Here is a 16,849-nt window from a genome sequence, read left to right as displayed (position 1 = left end):
CCAGCGACCCATAACTATCAGGAGACAAGACCATGCATCAGATCGACATCCACAAGCTGGCCGACGAGGCCCGCTTCAACCGCTTCCATGTGCGCGTGCTGGTCTGGTGCGCACTCATCATCATCTTCGACGGCTATGACCTTGCTGTCGTGGGCATCGCGCTGCCATCGATCATGAAGGATCTTGGCGTCGCCCCGACCAATGCGGGCTTCATGGTGAGTTCCGCCCTGTTCGGGATGGTATTCGGCGCGATCTTCCTCGGCACGATCGCGGACAAGATCGGCCGCCGTTGGGCGATTGCGATCTGCGTGGTGCTGTTCAGTGTGTTCACCGCCGCGGCGGGACTGGCCAGGGATCCGGTGACGTTCGGCATCGTACGCTTTCTGGCGGGGCTTGGCATCGGGGGCGTGATGCCGAACGTGGTGGCCGAGATGACGGAGTACGCACCTAAGAAGATCCGGGCCACCCTGGTCACGGCCATGTTCAGTGGCTATGCTGTCGGCGGCATCGTGGCCGCGGTGCTGGGCAAGGGGCTGATCGAAACCTATGGCTGGCAGTCCGTGTTCTTCGCCGCCGGCGCGCCGGTGCTGCTGGTCCCGCTGATCCTCAGGTCGCTGCCGGAATCGATGCCGTTCCTGCTGGCCAAGGGCAGGCACGAGGCGCTGCAGCAGATCGCCTCGAAGCTGGAGCCGGGCTACCAGCCGGGGCCGACCGACCGCTTCGCCGTGCCGTCCCATGACAAGGCCGGCAGCGCACCGGTGCGGCACCTGTTCAGCGATGGCCGCAGCTTCAGCACGCTGATGTTCTGGGTCGCATTCTTCATGTGCCTGTTCATGGTCTATGCACTGAGCTCGTGGCTGACCAAGCTGATGGCCGCGGCCGGTTACAGTCTCGGCTCGGCGCTGACGTTCGTGCTGGTGCTGAACGTCGGGGCAATGATCGGCGCGGTCGGCGGCGGCTGGCTCGCCGACCGGTTTCACATCAAGTACGTGCTGGCGGCAATGTATGGCCTCGCTGCGATCTCGATCACGCTGCTCGGCTTCAAGATGCCGACTGAGGCGCTGTTCTTCGTGGTGGGTCTCGCGGGCGCGTCGACCATCGGCACGCAGATCGTTGCCAACGCGTACACGGGCCAGTTCTACCCCATGGCGATCCGCTCCACCGGCCTCGGCTGGGCGCTTGGCATCGGGCGCAGCGGCGCCATTCTCGCCCCGATCGTGATCGGGGTGCTGGTCGGCATGAACCTGCCGCTGCAGCAGAACTTCATGGCAATTGCCATACCCGCCGTCATCGGCATGATTGCGGTCTTGCTGATCGATCACCGGCGCTCGGCATCGGCGCAACGCGCAGACGCGACCTCACCACTTCCCGATGCCGCCGGTCTGCTCCCCGGCCGTGCACGGCCGCGATGAGCCACCCCAAGCCGAACGAGCCAGCGCGCACATGTGGCGCTGGCCGCCCGAGAGCGCCTGACGACGCGCGCACCTATTCCGAGAACAGATCGAACACCTGAGTGCGCAGCCACTGGTTGGCCGGATCGCGATGATAGCGAGAATGCCAGAACAGGTTGATCTGGATCTCCGGCAGGTCTACCGGATGCTTGACGTATTTGAGGCCAAAGTACTTGGCGCTGCGTTCGGCAAACTTATGCGTGACCGTTGCAATCAGGTCTGTACTGGCAACGATGTCAGCAAGCGCGGCAAAATGCGGAACGCGCAGGCGGATACGGCGTTGCACGCCCTGCCTGGCGAGAATTTCGTCGGCTCGCGCATGGCCGGTGCCCGCGGCTGTGACGACGACGTGGTCGGCTTCCAGGAAGTCGCGCAACCGGATGGTGCGCTTGTCCAGCGCGTGCCCCGGCCGGAACATGCAGACATAGCGCTGACGGAACAGCCGGCGCTGAAAGAACTCTGAGGTCAGCTCGGGCAGGTGTCCTACCGCCAGGTCCACCTTGCCCTGACTCATCTCCTCCGCGAGGTTCACGGCTGTATTGCGAACTGTCGCTACGGAGACACCAGGCGCAAGCTCGCGCAGCGTCCCCATCAGTCTGGGGATGAAATGGATTTCGCCGATATCGGTCATCGCAAGACGGAAGTCCCGATCGCTATGCCTGGGGTCGAAGGACACTTTGCGATTCAACGCGTTTTGCAGGGCTTCCAGGGCGTATGACACCGGCTCGGCCAGCTCCTGCGCCAGGGGCGTCGGCAACATGCCTTTCGCACTCCGCACAAAAAGGTCATCGTCAAAGATGCGACGCAGCCTGGCGAGCGCGTTGCTCACGGCGGGCTGGCTCAGGCCTAGGGCCTTGGCGGCGCCAGAGACGGTGCGAAGTCGCAGCAAATGGTCGAACACCACCAGCAGGTTCAGGTCAACGTTATGCAGCTCCATGCCGGGCTCCGACGATTATTGGCAATGTGAATAGGTCGTTGCTGGCAGATTGCGCGCCGCAGATAAGAAATTGGCCTCAGGCGGCCTTGCTGCGAGGCTTGCGCGCGGGCTGGCGCTTGTCCTGCTTCCACGTCTCGATGCCATCCAGCGTGATGCGCAGGCCCTCTTCGAACGCGGTATCGGAAGACAGCCTGGAGAAGGCCTTGCTGACAAAGCGCGCGCCGGGATACTGGAGCTCGGACGCGGACTCCAGCTTCTTTTCGATAAAGCTCTGGTGGTAGGCCGGCAACTGGCGCGAAGCTTCCGCCATGCTGGCGGAAACCAGGTACTGGGCAATCAAGTGGTAGCCCAGCGCCACCTGCTCAGCGGTGAAGCCACCCTGCATGATCGCCGACGTCATGCGGTTGAAGAACTCCATGCCATAGTCGGTCTCGCCCGGCTCGACATCCTGGAACAGGCGGAACCGGTTGTGTGACGCGACATAGATGCTGACGCCGGGGTTCTCCACCGCCACTTCGAAGCTCAGCCGGGCGATGCCCTCCACGTCGTTGCGCCAGTCGCCCGTCAGCGAAGGCAGGCGCCCCACGCGCTGGCGGTAATAGTCATTGAGCACGCCGGAGACAAGCTGGTCGCGGCCGCCAAGGTAATAGTGGATCAACCCCGGCGCAACGCCGAAATCCTTGGCAAGCTGCACCATGGAGATCTGGTCGAGCGGCACGCTCTTGGTCAGCGTGATCGCGTGCTGGAGGATGGCCACGCGGCTGAGCATCGGCTCGGCGCCGATCGGCGAATCGCTCTTGGGCGGCCGCCCACGGCGGCGCGGCGCACTTGGTGTCGCAGGCGTTGTAGGCGTCTTGCTGGCGGCGGCTGGGGATTTGCGGGCGGCAGGCATCTTGGGTTGACCGTTCGAAGGCATGGCCGCAAGAAAATTGCGGCCATGGGAATTCTACTCTGCCGCCCCCCGTTCGGAAAATCAGGCCCCCGCCGGCTCCGGCAGGCTGGCGGCGCTGGCGCCATGCCGCCGGTAGCGGCCCAGCGACAAGGTCAGCGCACCGGCCACCAGCAGCATGCACGGCAGCACCAGCAGCGGCGCGCCGTAGCTGCCGTAGCGGTCGAACCACACGCCCAGCCCCACCGGCCCGATCACCGCGCCAAAGCCGTAGCCCGAGAAGGCGATGCCGAACAGCGCGCCGAACGAGCGCAACCCGAAATAGGACCGGACCAGGAAGGAGATCAGGTCGCCTTCCGCGCCGATGGTCAGGCCGATCAGGGTGGTGGCGACCAGCAGCACCTGGTAGTCACTGGTGACGCCAAGCAGGTAGATCCCCACCGCACCGCCGATGAAGAACACACAGGCCACGAACGGCGCATGGATGCGGTCGATCAGCACGCCTGTCAGGATTCGACCGATCAGCAGCCCGACACCGACCATCGAGGCACTGCGGGCCGCGTCCGCGGGGCTGAATCCCTTGTCCACGAACATCGCCGGCAGGTGCGGGCCGAGCGACAGCGTGGCCGAGGACCCCAGCACAAACACCGCCCAGATTGCCCACAGGCGATAGCTGCGCACAGCCTGCCTGACCGGAACGCCCTCCGCGGCCGGCGCCTGCTCCCTGGCCTGGGCCGCACCGGGCCTGCCCCGCTCGCGCAGCAGCGCGCAGGCCAGCAGCGACAGCACGATCGAGCCGATCCCCAGGGCCACATACGCGGTGCGCCAGCCGTAGCCGGTCACCAGATGCTGCGCGGTCGCGGGCATCAGCACCGTGCCGGCGCCCAGCCCGCACATGGCGATGCCAAGCGCCAGGCCCAGGCGGCGGTCGAACCATTGCGGCAGCACGGCAAGATAGCCAAGCACGGAGGTCGCCGCGCCGAACACTCCGACCACCACCGACAGGCTGACCCAGAGCGCCTTGCTGCCGTTCTGCAGCGCCATGCACGCCGTCGCAAGCCCGAACACCAGCGCCGACACGGCAATCACGCGGCGGATGCCGAAGCAGTCCATCATGGTCCCGACCACCGGGCTCACGATCGCCAGCCCGAACATCGAAGCCGCATAGGACAGCGACGCCTCCGAGCGCCCCCAGCCGAACTCCGCGGCCAGCGGCCTCGCGAACACGCCCGCGGTGGCATTGAACAGCGGGGCATAGCCCGCCAGCATTCCCAGCGCCGCGCCGAGGATGACGGCGGCATAGGTCCATCTGCCGGCGGGGGCCACCGGTTGGAGGGCTTGTTGCATGGGTTGTCTCCGTTCCAGGATTCAAGCCGCCTCTGCGGGCAGCAGTCATGATGCCGATGGCCTGCGCCGCCGGCGTTACGCTCAGGCCAGTCCGGTCCTGCTCCCGAGCAGCGCGCCGGCATTGGGCGCCTCGGCCCGGATGCCGAGGCGGCGCATCATCTGGCGCGCGGTGCAGACCGCGGTCGAGGTCACGGGAAGGCCCAGTGCCAGCTGGGCCTGCTCGATCGCCGGCAGCGACGGCATCTGCACGCAGGCGGACAGCACCACCACGTCCACGCCGGCGGTATCCAGCTGTTTGACGTCTTCCAGCAGTTGCATCGGGTCGCGTGCGCCGACGTCGAGGTTGTCGAGGATCGAGAAGTTGATCGCGTCCCGGACCGCAATGCCTTCGCTTTCGATGTACTCGACCACGGTCCGCGTCAGCGCGTCGCTGTACGGCGCGAGCAGCGCGATGCGCCTGGCGCCGAAGTGCCTGAGTTCTTCCACCAGCGCGCCGGCCGAGGTCATGATTGCCGGCTGGTTAGGCACCCCGTCGATGGCTGCGTTCAGGTCCTCGATCACCTGGCGGTGGTAGCCCTTGCCCATGCACATGGTGGCCACCAGGCACGCCGTGCTCATGAGGTCGACGCGCGCATCGGCCAACTCCTGCGCGCAGCGGCCCATGTCGCGGTTCATCCTCTCAAGCTCCTCCGCCACCACCCGGTGCATGCGCACACGGCTGGAGTGGAAGGAAAAGCGTTCAGGCAGCACCTGCATGCGGCCGGCAAAGATGGCCGGCACCTCGCGCTCCATGGTGATGTTGGAGCTGGGAACGATCTGTCCGATTCTGTATTGCATGATGATTGGCGGGATAAGCCGCGCTACGCGGCGGGACGCAGGAAGGCCGACAGCGCCGTGCGCAGCGAGTCCGGGATCGGGGTGCCGACGCGCTCGTCCAGCCGCACGCAGACGGGAGAAAACATGGCGTCGAACACCGGCGAGCCGTCCGGGCGCCGCGCCATGCAGCGGATATCGTAGGAGCGCGTACGGATGGCCTGCACCCAGCATTCGATGTCGATCACGTCATCCGGCCACAGCGTGCCGATGAATTCGAAGCGCATGGCCTTGCATGGCGTGCCCACGCCGTGCAAGGCGCCAAGGCGACCGGCGCCGCCGGCGATATGGTCCGAGAGCAGGCCGACCGCGCCCAGCAGGTAGTCGGTGAAGCGGCCCGTGTAGACCACGCCGGCCGGGTCGCAGTCGCCCCAGCGCACCGTGCGGCGCACCACGAACGGGTCGTTGCTCAGCACGTACTCGGTCGCGCGGATCATGGCTGCTGCCCCGCCGCCACCGGCACGCCGGCCGCCGTCAGTTCGGCCAGCAGGTTCGGGTACTGCTCCTTGAGCCGGTTCAGGTCGACGCGGCCGGTGCGGGTCATGAAGCGGAACACAAACTCATGCGCCGTGGGCAGCTCCATCCATTCGCGGATGCGCTCGTACCAGTTGTAAGAGGCCTCCGAGGCGCGGATCAGCTTCGCCTTCTCGGGGCGGCGCACGGTGTCGTAGCGGTGCAGCGCGGCCTGCACGTCGTCCGGGAAGGCGACGATGGCGTCGGCCAGCGCAATCGCATCCTCCATGGCGATGCGCGTGCCGGAGCCGATCGAGAAGTGCGCGCTGGTCAGCGCATCGCCGATCAGCACCTGGTTGCCGACATGCCAGGTGTCGTTGACGATCACCGGGAACTGGCGCCACACCGAGTTGTTCGACACCAGCCGGTAGCCGCCCAGCTCGGGAGCAAAGATCTGCTCGAACAGCGCCTGGCGCTGTTCCTGCGTCATCGCCTCCATGCCGAAGTCGATCCAGGTCTGGTGGTCGCACTCGGCCACGAAGGTGCTCATCGAGTCCGAGTACGGATAGTAGTGCGCAACGAAGTACCCGCCACCGTGCTTGCGGAACACCAGCGCCGGATTCGGGAAGGCCTTCTCCACCCCATACCAGGCGAAATGGTTGGTCAGGCTGTGGCGCCGGGTGCCGAAGCCGGCTTCATTGGCACCGCGCAGCAGCGAGTTGACCCCATCCGCCCCCACCACCAGGTCCGCGTCGATCGTGGAGAAATCGCTGATGCGCTGGTTGTACGCGACCCGCACCCCCAGCTCGCGCGCACGGGCCTGCAGGATCTGCAGCAGGCGGATGCGCGGGATGGCGCCACCGCCCGCGCCGGGCCGCTTCATCGTGAGCGGGAACTCGTGGCTGACGATGGAGTGGCGGTCGCTGAAGCGCATCGCTTTGGCAAGATCGTCAATCACCGTCGGCGAGGCCGCGCGCAGACTGGACAGTCCGGTATCCGCAAGCACCACGCCGAAGCCGAAGGTGGCGTCTTCCGGGTTCTGCTCATGGATGTCGATGTCGACCCCGGCCAGCCGCTCCTTGAGCAGGATCGACAGGAACAGGCCCGACGGCCCGCCCCCGATGATGGCGATCTTCATTTTGCGTCTCCGGGGGCGATGACCAATGCATCCATGTCGAACTGCTCGATGCGTCCGGCCAGGCCCCCGGTGAGCGCGCCATACCAGACCGCCGGCTTGAAGCCCAGCGCCTTGCGCCGGAAGCTGATGCCCGGGTTGCCGTCGATGCGCACGTAGCCGTTGCCCAGCGCCGTGGTGGTGTAGCTCTCGGTCTTGCCCGCCGCGTCGATCAGCGCTGCAAACTCGGGCACGTCCAGGACGAACACGGATGCCTTGCCGGCCTGCGTGTCGGTGTCGATGGAGGTGGCCTTGCGCTGCCACACCGGCTCGATCGAGCCGAACGGCGTGCCGTCCTCGGACTCGCTCTCCAGCGCGATGGCAGCGTCGATGGTCAGCTTCGCGTCGAGGGCATCGGCCTCGCTGAACGGACGCACCTGCCATGTGATCTCGATCGGATAGCCGTTCGGGTCGTTGAAGTAGATCGACTCGATCACCTCGTGGCGGATCTGGTAGCGCAGCGGGATACCCACCGCCTCCACGCGCTGGCGCCACTGCAGCAGCTCAGTCTCGTCGCGCACGCGCCAGGCGGTATGGGTGGCGCGGTCCTGGTAGTGCTCGCGCACGGTCAGCCAGTCAGGACGCTCGGTGCCGATGTAGTAGAAAAAGGCGATGGTGCTGCCGTTGCCGCTGTCGAAGAAGAAGTGCAGGAAATCGGCATGGTTGTCCGGGCCCCAGCCCTTGGCCGAGATCGCATGCACCAGCGGCAGGCCGAGCAGGTCGCGGTAGAAATGCACGGTTTCGGCCAGCTTCCAGGTCGGTCGCGCGGTGTGGTGGACACCATGCAGCTGCACGGACGGCACTGCGCCGGGATTCGTCGCTTCGGTCATATCACTTCCCTTCGGTGGTAGTGCTGCGAGCCGCTTCGGTCTCCAGCAGCTGGATGATCTGCTGGCGCAGCAGCGCCTTGCTGAGCTTGCCGGAGGCGGTCAGCGGGAACTCGCTGACGACTTCGAGCCGCTCCGGCCATTTGAATTTCGCCAGGCCGGCTTCCTGCAGGTATTGGGAGAGCTGCGGCAACGTCAGGCCGGTGGCCGGCGGCTTGGGCACGATGAAGGCGCAGACGCGCTCGCCGTAGACCCGGTCCGGCATGCCCACGACGGCAGCGCCCAGCACCGCGGGATGCAGGTTGATGACGTTCTCCAGCTCTTCGGCGTTGATCTTCTCGCCGCCGCGGTCGACCACGTCCTTGATGCGCCCGGAGAAGAAGTAATAGCGCTTGCCATCGACCACGCGCGACGACATCAAATCGCCGGAGCGGTAGAAGCCGTCGGCGGTGAAGCGCGTGGCGTCTTCCTGCTCTGACTTGTAGTAGCCGCGGATCGTGTAGGGGCCACGGAACAGCGCTTCGCCCGCCTCGCCGTCGGCAACCGGCTCTTCCGTGCCGGGATGGACGATCTTGACCTCATCCCAGGCCGAGACCGGGCTGCCGACCGAGGTGTCGCGGATCTCCTGCGGGTCGTCGCGGCGGGCAAACATGATCACCCCTTCGGTCATGCCGAAAATATGGTGTGCCGGCGATCCGGTCAGCCGGGTCAGGCCGGCCGCGTTCTTGGGCACAACGAAGTTGCGGCGGGCGCGCCCGGCGGCATCGGCCCTGGCCAGTTCCGGCGCAATGCGCGTGAGGATGGGGCCGGCCACGCCGAACCAGGTCGGGCGGTAGTCCCGCACCAGTCCTTGCAGGTTTTCCTCGCCGATATCGGGCGTCACCGTCACCGTGGCGCCGCCCAGCAGGAACGGTCCGAAGAAGCAGCCCATGTTGAGGTTGTGCATGTACGGCGTGGGGAAAAACAGCACGTCGTCCTGCGTGTAGCCGTTGCACGCCGCGACCGCGCGCATGTTGTACAGGTACTCGTTCTGGAAGCGCGGGATGATCTTGGGCACGCCGGTGGTGCCGCCGGACAGTTGGAACACCGCCGCCTGGAACGGATCGTGGCTGACCTCGGCCAGCAGTGCGCGTGCTTGCGCCAGCGGCATGTCGCCGATCAGGTCCGCCAGCAGCACGGCGTTGCCGCGCCGCTCGCCGCGCGCCTGCAGGATGTAAGCAAAGCTCGGGACTTCGGCCTGCATCTCCTGCGCAAACGCCACATCGTCGAACCTGGGGTCGTCGCCCTGCACGAAATGCAGGCGCGCCTCGCACAGCTTGCCCAGGTAGCCGATCTCCAGCTTGCGGAACGCCTGCAGCGAGCACAGCGGGATGATGCCGGCCTTCAGGCAGGCGAAGAAGGCCAGCAGCAACTCATTGCAGTTGCCGCACTGGAACACCGCGCGGTCCAGCGGCTTCATGCCCAGCGCCAGCAGCGCCGCGCCCAGGCGGTCGGTCTGCTCGTCGAGTTCGCGATAGGTCAGCTCACCTTCCGGCCCCGCCAGCGCCAGACGGTCGGCATGACGGCGGAAAGACGCCTGGAACGCGCCGGCCAGCGTCTCGCCGGTCAGCACCCCTTCGGCCACATACTGGCGCAGGCGGTCTTCATCGGGATATCGGACGCCGGCCAGCAACTGCGGGGGGCGCACGGTGTGGTTCTGCAACATGTCTGTCTACCCTTGTCTGTCATGGAGCAGCGCGCGGCGATGTCGGGGGGGACGGCGCCCTGCTCTGTTGCTTCGTTTCGGCGCGCTTACACCATGTTCGCGCGCAGCCATTCGACGATGTGGCGGCCGGCGATGCGCTGGCCGGGCTCTTCGTCCCGGCTCAGGGCCATGCCGTGGTGATTGCCGCGCACGCGGATATGTTGCTTCCGTTCGCTGGGGATCTGGCGGTAGATCGCCTCGATATCGGCCGGGAACGTGCATTGGTCCCCGGTATATTCCAGCAGCAGCGTCGGCTGGTGCAGCGCACCGAGGGTCTTGTCCAGCGCCGCGTTGGACGACAAACCCGACCAGGTCGACAGCCACGATTCCGGTGTCACCACGCGCCCGAAGCCCACGCTGCCCCAGTTCGACACGATCGGGTCCTTGCCCCACAGCGAGCCGGTCTTGCGGTCGGACGGATCGAGCGAGATATCCCAGGAGCGCAGGTCCGCATCGGTGCGCCAGACCTGGAAGACCGGCGCATGCGCAGCAATGCGGCGGTCCGCATCGGAGCCGGTACCGGCCTTGATACGCTGCCGCGCCTCATGCTTTGACTTGAGCATCTGCCTGGCGCGCGCATCGATGCGGGCCACGCGCTCGATCTGCGCCGCGCGGTAGCGCTCGATGAACGCCGGCGCGTACTGGCCGCGTCCGCTGGCGACATCAAAGCCATTGGCCGCGGAGAACGGGTCCAGCGACGCATCGGTCTGCATGGGATCGTCCTCGTCGGTCACCGAAGGATCGACGCCGCTCATCAGCAGCTTGCCCTGGCCGGGATGGGGTGAAACCAGGATCATGCCGTCCATCTCCGGCATCTGTGCTTCGGCAAGGCTGGTCGGGCGGCCGCCCGGGGTCCGCGCGATCCGCTGTCCGGGCGGCGTCAGTGCCTGCTGGTTATAGAAGGTATAGAGCCCCGCGCCGCCGGAGTTGCCCAGCAATACGATACGCTCGTAGCCCAGCTCGCGCAGGTGCGTCATGCCGGCCGCCACGTCGAGCAGCGCAAGCTCATGCTCCAGGCGCAGGTCATTGCCGATCGAGCGCGGGCCCTGCACCCAGCAGGCGCAGCCCGCATCCAGCACGAACGGCACCAGGTAGTGCGTGATCGCCATCTCGCGCGGATGCATCAGCGAGACCACGGTCTTTTCCTTGCCGGTCACCGTGAACAGGAAGCCAAGCGTGCGCTGCCCGTCTGCCGTGCCGAGTGCATAAGGCTCCATCTGGTAAGGGCGGGACATCAGGCGCGCATCCCACGATGCGCCCTGCATCCCTGCCGTTACCTGCCCCTTGTCTTGTTCTGCCACGATGCCTCCTGTGATAAATGCCACCGTCTCAATAATGTAGGTTTTATTTGATAGTGTGTCAAATAATGGTAAACCTTGCCCCGCCTCGGCGCTGCCGGAAAGGAAGGGGCAGCGCCGCCACGATAGCGGCGACTGGCAAGGTGCGGGGACGGCCAATATGGTGGCAAGCGGCCGATCCGGATCGACCGCCCCTTCTCTTGGGCGCACAACCGGCCCACTGCCCGGTGGCCGAAGCCACTTGCGATGGACGGCTTTGGGGAATCTAATCCTACGATGGAAGCGTCCCGAGGAGCCTCCCATGGCGCAATGCAAAAAATGCGGATCTGAGAATGCCGCAGGCGCCAATTTTTGCGCTGGATTCACCGAAGGCTTCAACTGCGCGGACATGCGGGACCTGGTGCTTGCCTGACGCTGACGCCATGCCAGCCTCCCGGTCAGGAATCGCCGACATCCCCACGATCCTGTTTGGGGCTTTCGATCGCCACAACTTCGGCGACCTGCTGCTACCGCATGCGATACGAAGCCTGATCGGGCAGGCCAACCCGTTCTACGGGGGCCTGGCCGAGCGCAACCTGAGAATGCATGGCGGCCATCGGGTCCACACCCTGGCGCGGCTGGCGGCCACCGTGGGGGACAGCGCCGTCGATATCATCCATGTGGGTGGCGAAACCCTGACCTGCTCGCTCTGGGAGGCGGCCGTGATGCTGCAGCGTCCCGAGCAGGCCCGGGCGGCGGTGGCGCTGCTCGATGCCCGGCCGCACGAACGGACGGCCTGGGCCCAGGCGCAGTTGGGCGTGCGGGACCTTGCCCCCTACCTGTTGCCTGCCGGCATGTTTGCCAACGTCAGGCGTGTCATTGTCCACGCCGTCGGCGGCATTGAACTTGGATCGGTTGAGCCGGCCATGCGGGCCGAGGTGGTAGCCAAGCTCGGGGCCGCCACCAGCGTCGGGGTACGGGACCAGCAGACCCGGGCCATGCTCGCGGAGAACGGCATTGCCTGCCGCCTGGAGCCGGATCCGGCCGTGCTGGTGGCCGAGCTGTTCGGCGACCGCATCCGCCGGCGCGCCCGCCAGGGCGAGTGCGCCCGCATCGTGTCAGGGTTCCCTGGCGGATACCTCGCCGTGCAGTTCAGCGCGGATTTTGGCGACGACGAGACCCTTTCACAGCTGGCGGCCCAACTCGGACGTATCGCCCAAGCCAGGAACCTGGGCGTGGTGCTGTTTCGTGCCGGCGCCGCACCCTGGCACGACGACCTGGCCTGCTACCAGCGCCTGGCGGCACGACTACGCGGCACGACTGCTGTCCTGTTTGACTCGCTCAATCTATGGGATATCTGTGCGCTGATTGCGCACAGCCAGGGCTTCGTCGGCAGCAGCCTGCACGGCGGCATTGTCGCCGGCGCCTTTTTCCTGCCATGGCTGGGCCTGCTCCGGGCCGCACAACACCCTGGGACCAGCAAGCAAGTCGCCTTTGCCGCGACTTGGGGCGCGACCGGGGCGCCAGCCGCGGTCACCGTGCAGGATCTTGCGGCCGGCCTGGACGAAGCGATGGCGCCCCAGGCCGCTCAGCGCAGGGAATTGGCCTGGGAATGGGCCAAGGCGTGCAGGTCCGCATTCCAGTTGGTTCACCGCCACGCGTGGTGAAACGGCCGTCGCCGAGGCGCTGGCCCGGCACCGGATCGCAGGGGCATCGGTCGCGCCCGCTGAAGGCGCTGCCTGAGCCGGCAAACGAAAAAGCGGGCTTCCGAAGAAGCCCGCCCGCGTTGCGACTGAACGGCTGCGTTGCAGCCGCGTCAGGCTGGCACCTGCGTGCCCGCCGCCGCTGCCTCCTTCGAGAACAGGCTCCTGGAGGTGGCAACGTGGTTCTTCAGCACCGGCCGCAGCACCATGATCGCCAGGAAGGCCGCGGTCAGGTCCATGCCCGCAACCGTATAGAGCACGGTGGACCACGTGCCGGTCGCCTCCATCATCAGGTTGCCGATCGGCACGAACAGTGCGCCGATGCCCTTGGCCGTGTAAAGCACGCCGTAGATCTTGCCGATGTGCTTGGTGCCGAAGGCATCGCCGGCCAGCGCCGAGAACAGCGAGTAGACCTCGCCCCAGGCCAGGAACACCACACCCGACAGGATCAGGAAGGCGTACGGATTGCTGCCGAAGTAGCCAAGCGCGATGATGCCCAGGCCTTCCAGCGTGAAGGCGATGACCATGGTCTTCTCGCGGCCGATATTGTCCGAGATCCAGCCGAACAACGGTCGCGAGATGCCGTTCATGATCCGGTCCAGCATCAGCGCCAGCGGCAGCGCGGCCATCACGAAGAAGTGCAGGTCGACCTTGAACTCCTTCACGCCCAGGTCCTTGGCGATCACGCCGAGCTGGGCCACAGCCATCATGCCACCCGTGACGACCAGGATGAACATGATCAGCATCAGCCAGAACAGCTTGGTGCTCATCGCTTCCTTGAGCGTGTAGTCGCGCGTCGCCTGGACCAGCTTCTGCGACGCCTTCACTTCATGCGCCTTGGGCGAGCGCAGGAACCAGGCCGCGACGAAGGCGAGCGAGCCTTGCAGCAGGCCGAAGAACAGGAAGGTGTGCTGGAAGCCCTGCGACTCGATCATGGCCGCGATCGGCAGGATGGTCGCGGCGGAGCCCGCGCCGTAGCCACCGGCGGTGAGGCCAACGGCAAGGCCACGACGGTCCGGGAACCACTTGAGTGCGTTGTTGATACAGGTGGCGTAGATCGAGCCAACGCCGAGGCCGCCAACGGCCGCGCCGATGTAGAAGCCCATCAGGGTGGTGGCCTGGGAGTTGATGCACCATGCCGCCCCGATAAACACAGCGCCGAAGGCGACCATCATGCGCGGGCCGAACTTGTCGATGAAGTAGCCTTCGATCGGCGCTAGCCAGGTCTGGACCAGCACGAAGACCGTGAATGCGATCTGGATGCTGGCGCGCGACCAGCCGTAGGTGTCCTGGATCTCGGGGACGAACAGGGTCCAGGCGTACTGGATATTCGCGGTGGCGATCATGCAGACCACCCCGACGATCAGCTGCATCCAGCGTGTGCGTTCCGGGATCTGGTGATTCGCGCCCAGCCCCGCTGCCGTTGGATTACTCATTGCGCGCTCCTTGAATGATTTGGCCATTTATCGGCAACAGGGCAGCTGAATACTTGGACGGGTATTCGGACGGACGTGCGGACGCGCTGCGCCTCAGCTTAGGGGTGGCTGCTGGCATTTCAATGTCTCCTGTGTCATTGGCATTTATTTGCCTCTTATAACGACGCCGACCTGAGGTCTCCGCCCTCACCTCTCTCAACTTAGGAGTGGCGATGGGATACACAGTATGTGATATATCAAGTAAGTCAAGCGAAAGGCATGGCAGGGTTTTCACTGAATTTATGAAGGGAAAGGATTGGCACCAGATATTCACGCCGAATCTGCATCTGAGGCCCTGTGAAAATGCTCCGTCTGCTACTGGAAAACTCCCGTAATCCCTTTATTGGCGCGGGAACATGCACCCTGGCAGTTATAGATGAGTCCTTTTTCTGAATGAAGGACCAGGAAGACTGAGCCATTATCGTTACGAAATTGTCATGATTACAAAAACGTCATCATTACAGAAATGTCATGATTATGTTTGCATGCAATGGCAAACCGGAATAGATGGAACTGATTAATTCATGATTGACACTCACCCCCCAAAAAAAAATGCCCGCAGGCAAGCCTGTCGGGCTGAGGCATGATGCGGGACATCGGCCGCAACATGTAGTTGCAGTTATAGTCGATTATCCGGGCCAGGAAAATATAAACAGACAGTTTGACGTGGATTATCACCGGGAATTCGCGAAAACCCTGACCGGATTTTCAGAAAGGTGCCTAAATTCCTTCCGCCTGAATCAGGTAAATGACAATAATGTCATGCGCTGTATCGGCTCACGAGGAGCAGAGGTATGTGTCCGGGATTTAACATACCTGTAGACAAGATTGTCACAGCCCCCCTCGGGAGTAGATAAAAAGGTAAGTGCTGTAGAGCGCCTGGGAAGTCAGGGGCCGGGCTATCCCAACTCCCCCTACTCTGTAGATAGAACGAAAACAAAATTTCCCACCAGTAGATGTTTTGGTAAGCTCCATAGAAGCTATGGTAAGCTCCGAGTGAACTGGCACACACACCCTGCAACGCCGTATGCCTCATGCACCACTAGGCTATGACGCTCTGATCCGGAAGTTCGGGTTACGCGTCCCGCCCCTGCGCTCGACGTCCGCGCTCGCCGACAAGACCGGCGTCCTCAGCACGCACACCGGACCGGACGGCACCACGCGCTCCGTGTACCCAAGAAACCGCTACCGGGGCGGCGACACGACGGTGGACCACCTCACGTTCGCGCTGAAGAAAGAGCAGCTGGACCTGACCGTGCTCGCGGCCCTGTTCGAGCACGCGGAAGCGGTGCAGGCAGTACGGGAATGGCTGGCGGCCACCCCAAGCTCGCGCTACGCAAGGCTCAGCGCGTTCTATGCCAAATGGCTTGCCGGGGCGCAGTTCGACTACAGGCTGCCGGCCGGCGCGCCCAGAGTACTGGCGCTTGACGAGGCGGAGTACCTGACCGGCCCGGCAACGCCGGACCAGCAGTTCGGCATCCAGAACAATCACCTTGGGCCCGCGGCGTTTTGCCCGGTGGTGCGCAGGACCGAAAAGCTGGCGCGCTTCATTGCCGCCGACCTCCCCGGCCGCGTGTCCACCGCCATCAGGCGGCTCGAGCCGGAATTGCTCGCGCGGGCGGTGGACTACCTCTACCTCGCGGAAACACGATCGACCTATTCGATCGAGCATGAGATCCCTGATAACCAGCGCGTCGCCAAGTTCAGGCGGCTGCTGGAATACGCCGGCAATCCCGCACCGCTGACCGAAGAGCAACTGTGCGAGTGGCAGAACGAGATCATCTCCGGGCTGCGCGCCGAATTCGCCTACCGCGGCAAGCAAAACTGGCTGTCTCGCGGCGGGCGCCTGCGCAATATCGCGGACTATGTGCCCCCGCCGCCCGATCAGCTGGGCGCGATGATGGAAGGGATTGGCGCGGTGGCAGGCCTGATCGAGGCACAGGCGGCAAACCCGATCGTGGTGGCGGCCTGCGTGTCGTTTGGCTTTGTCTTTGCCCACCCGTTCTACGACGGGAATGGCCGCCTGCACCGGTTCCTCATCCACCATTTGCTGCGCCAGGCCGGCGTCACGCCCGAAGGCGTGGTGCTGCCGGTGTCCGCACGGATGCAAAAGCAGATCGATATCTATGCGGCCCTGCTGAAGTCCTATTCCGCTCCGCGCACGGCCCTGCTCAATTACGCGCTGGATGCGGACAGCGACACCATCCTGATCAAGTCGCCGCAACCCTGGTGGCTCTACGCATCCTTTGATGCCACCTCGCTGTGCGAATTCGTGTTCGAGTGCATCGAGCAGTGCGTCGAGCAAGACCTCGCGCAGGAGATCCAGTACCTGCGCGCGTACGACGCCAGTGTCACACGCCTGGAAAGCTGGCTCGACCTGCGCCAGTCACGCCTGTCGAACCTGATCGACCTCATCGTGCAGAACCACGGCGAGCTGTCCAGGCGCAAGCGCAAGCTGTTCGAAGACATTACGGACGACGAGCTCGCCCGCATCGAGGCCGTCGTGCACGACGAATTCGCGGATTATCTCGAACTCGACGGCAACCGCTGAAGCACCAGGTCATGCGCGCGAACGCCCTAGACAAAATGTATTGACCTGCCGCACCTCAAGCGACGTGGATTAGGCTTGAGGTGTGTTGAACCAGCGGCCCAGAGCCACAATTGAGGGGGCAGGTCATGAACAAGTTTAGCAAGTACGT

The 16,849-nt window shown here is 64.8% G+C and carries 13 protein-coding genes; 3 read left to right on the top strand and 10 right to left on the bottom strand.

From position 1 onward, the window contains the following. The first annotated feature begins 32 nt into the window (after nucleotides 1-32). Nucleotides 33-1,412, top strand: a complete 1,380-nt coding sequence (locus DN412_RS21880; RefSeq protein ID WP_115213494.1) for an MFS transporter — start codon at nucleotides 33-35, stop codon at nucleotides 1,410-1,412. Nucleotides 1,413-1,485: 73 nt separating this feature from the next. On the opposite strand, the gene DN412_RS21875 is transcribed toward DN412_RS21880, so the two are convergent. From DN412_RS21875 to DN412_RS21835, 9 genes are all read right to left on the bottom strand, one after another. After that, on the bottom strand, nucleotides 1,486-2,388 hold the full coding sequence (locus DN412_RS21875; protein WP_115213493.1) for a LysR family transcriptional regulator: 903 nt from the start codon (nucleotides 2,386-2,388) through the stop codon (nucleotides 1,486-1,488). A 76-nt stretch (nucleotides 2,389-2,464) separates the two neighbouring features. Next, nucleotides 2,465-3,280, bottom strand: a complete 816-nt coding sequence (locus DN412_RS21870) for a TetR/AcrR family transcriptional regulator (RefSeq protein WP_115213545.1) — start codon at nucleotides 3,278-3,280, stop codon at nucleotides 2,465-2,467. Nucleotides 3,281-3,361: 81 nt separating this feature from the next. Then, entirely contained in the window at nucleotides 3,362-4,624 is a 1,263-nt protein-coding gene (locus DN412_RS21865; RefSeq protein ID WP_115213492.1) for an MFS transporter, read from the bottom strand. A gap of 81 nt (nucleotides 4,625-4,705) precedes the next feature. Then, nucleotides 4,706-5,461, bottom strand: a complete 756-nt coding sequence (locus DN412_RS21860) for a maleate cis-trans isomerase family protein (protein WP_115213491.1) — start codon at nucleotides 5,459-5,461, stop codon at nucleotides 4,706-4,708. 23 nt (nucleotides 5,462-5,484) lie between these two features. After that, complete coding sequence (locus tag DN412_RS21855; RefSeq protein WP_115213490.1) at nucleotides 5,485-5,934, bottom strand: acyl-CoA thioesterase; 450 nt, start codon at nucleotides 5,932-5,934, stop codon at nucleotides 5,485-5,487. Next, complete coding sequence (locus DN412_RS21850) at nucleotides 5,931-7,088, bottom strand: FAD-dependent monooxygenase (protein ID WP_115213489.1); 1,158 nt, start codon at nucleotides 7,086-7,088, stop codon at nucleotides 5,931-5,933. The genes DN412_RS21855 and DN412_RS21850 overlap by 4 nt, the downstream gene beginning before the upstream one ends. Next, nucleotides 7,085-7,954, bottom strand: a complete 870-nt coding sequence (locus tag DN412_RS21845; RefSeq protein WP_115213488.1) for a VOC family protein — start codon at nucleotides 7,952-7,954, stop codon at nucleotides 7,085-7,087. The genes DN412_RS21850 and DN412_RS21845 overlap by 4 nt, the downstream gene beginning before the upstream one ends. Nucleotide 7,955: 1 nt before the next feature. Continuing rightward, on the bottom strand, nucleotides 7,956-9,656 hold the full coding sequence (locus DN412_RS21840) for an AMP-binding protein (protein WP_115213487.1): 1,701 nt from the start codon (nucleotides 9,654-9,656) through the stop codon (nucleotides 7,956-7,958). Nucleotides 9,657-9,742: 86 nt separating this feature from the next. Then, the gene (locus DN412_RS21835; RefSeq protein WP_115213544.1) at nucleotides 9,743-10,930 is read right to left on the bottom strand and encodes an alpha/beta fold hydrolase; all 1,188 of its coding nucleotides are present in this window, start codon (nucleotides 10,928-10,930) and stop codon (nucleotides 9,743-9,745) included. A 485-nt stretch (nucleotides 10,931-11,415) separates the two neighbouring features. Here DN412_RS21835 and DN412_RS21830 point away from each other — a divergent pair, with 485 nt between their 5' ends. Next, nucleotides 11,416-12,639: a polysaccharide pyruvyl transferase family protein gene (locus DN412_RS21830; RefSeq protein ID WP_115213486.1), complete on the top strand. Its 1,224-nt coding sequence runs from the start codon at nucleotides 11,416-11,418 to the stop codon at nucleotides 12,637-12,639. Nucleotides 12,640-12,788: 149 nt separating this feature from the next. On the opposite strand, the gene oxlT is transcribed toward DN412_RS21830, so the two are convergent. Next, nucleotides 12,789-14,111 carry an oxalate/formate MFS antiporter gene (gene oxlT, locus DN412_RS21825; RefSeq protein ID WP_115213485.1) on the bottom strand — a complete coding sequence of 441 codons (1,323 nt, stop codon included), beginning with the start codon at nucleotides 14,109-14,111 and terminating at the stop codon, nucleotides 12,789-12,791. A gap of 1,066 nt (nucleotides 14,112-15,177) precedes the next feature. Here oxlT and DN412_RS21820 point away from each other — a divergent pair. Continuing rightward, nucleotides 15,178-16,701 (top strand): Fic family protein, encoded by a 1,524-nt coding sequence (locus DN412_RS21820; RefSeq protein WP_115213484.1) that lies wholly within the window; start codon nucleotides 15,178-15,180, stop codon nucleotides 16,699-16,701. The last annotated feature ends 148 nt before the right edge of the window (nucleotides 16,702-16,849 follow it).

Source organism: Cupriavidus lacunae (assembly GCF_003353055.1).
Classification (GTDB): Bacteria; Pseudomonadota; Gammaproteobacteria; order Burkholderiales; family Burkholderiaceae; genus Cupriavidus; species Cupriavidus lacunae.
The sequence above is the reverse complement of the archived record's forward strand: the minus strand, read 5'-3'. Positions and strand labels throughout refer to the sequence as shown.

Excerpts from the sequence above, each read along its gene's own strand:
- DN412_RS21845 (WP_115213488.1), bottom strand. The coding sequence starts at position 7,954 with ATGACCGAAGCGACGAATCCCGGCGCAGTGCCGTCCGTGCAGCTGCAT.
- DN412_RS21870 (WP_115213545.1), bottom strand. The coding sequence starts at position 3,280 with ATGCCTGCCGCCCGCAAATCCCCAGCCGCCGCCAGCAAGACGCCTACA.
- DN412_RS21835 (WP_115213544.1), bottom strand. The coding sequence starts at position 10,930 with ATGTCCCGCCCTTACCAGATGGAGCCTTATGCACTCGGCACGGCAGAC.
- DN412_RS21860 (WP_115213491.1), bottom strand. The coding sequence starts at position 5,461 with ATGCAATACAGAATCGGACAGATCGTTCCCAGCTCCAACATCACCATG.
- DN412_RS21865 (WP_115213492.1), bottom strand. The coding sequence starts at position 4,624 with ATGCAACAAGCCCTCCAACCGGTGGCCCCCGCCGGCAGATGGACCTAT.
- DN412_RS21840 (WP_115213487.1), bottom strand. The coding sequence starts at position 9,656 with ATGTTGCAGAACCACACCGTGCGCCCCCCGCAGTTGCTGGCCGGCGTC.
- DN412_RS21850 (WP_115213489.1), bottom strand. The coding sequence starts at position 7,088 with ATGAAGATCGCCATCATCGGGGGCGGGCCGTCGGGCCTGTTCCTGTCG.
- DN412_RS21875 (WP_115213493.1), bottom strand. The coding sequence starts at position 2,388 with ATGGAGCTGCATAACGTTGACCTGAACCTGCTGGTGGTGTTCGACCAT.
- oxlT (WP_115213485.1), bottom strand. The coding sequence starts at position 14,111 with ATGAGTAATCCAACGGCAGCGGGGCTGGGCGCGAATCACCAGATCCCG.
- DN412_RS21855 (WP_115213490.1), bottom strand. The coding sequence starts at position 5,934 with ATGATCCGCGCGACCGAGTACGTGCTGAGCAACGACCCGTTCGTGGTG.
- DN412_RS21820 (WP_115213484.1), top strand. The coding sequence starts at position 15,178 with ATGCCTCATGCACCACTAGGCTATGACGCTCTGATCCGGAAGTTCGGG.
- DN412_RS21880 (WP_115213494.1), top strand. The coding sequence starts at position 33 with ATGCATCAGATCGACATCCACAAGCTGGCCGACGAGGCCCGCTTCAAC.
- DN412_RS21830 (WP_115213486.1), top strand. The coding sequence starts at position 11,416 with ATGCCAGCCTCCCGGTCAGGAATCGCCGACATCCCCACGATCCTGTTT.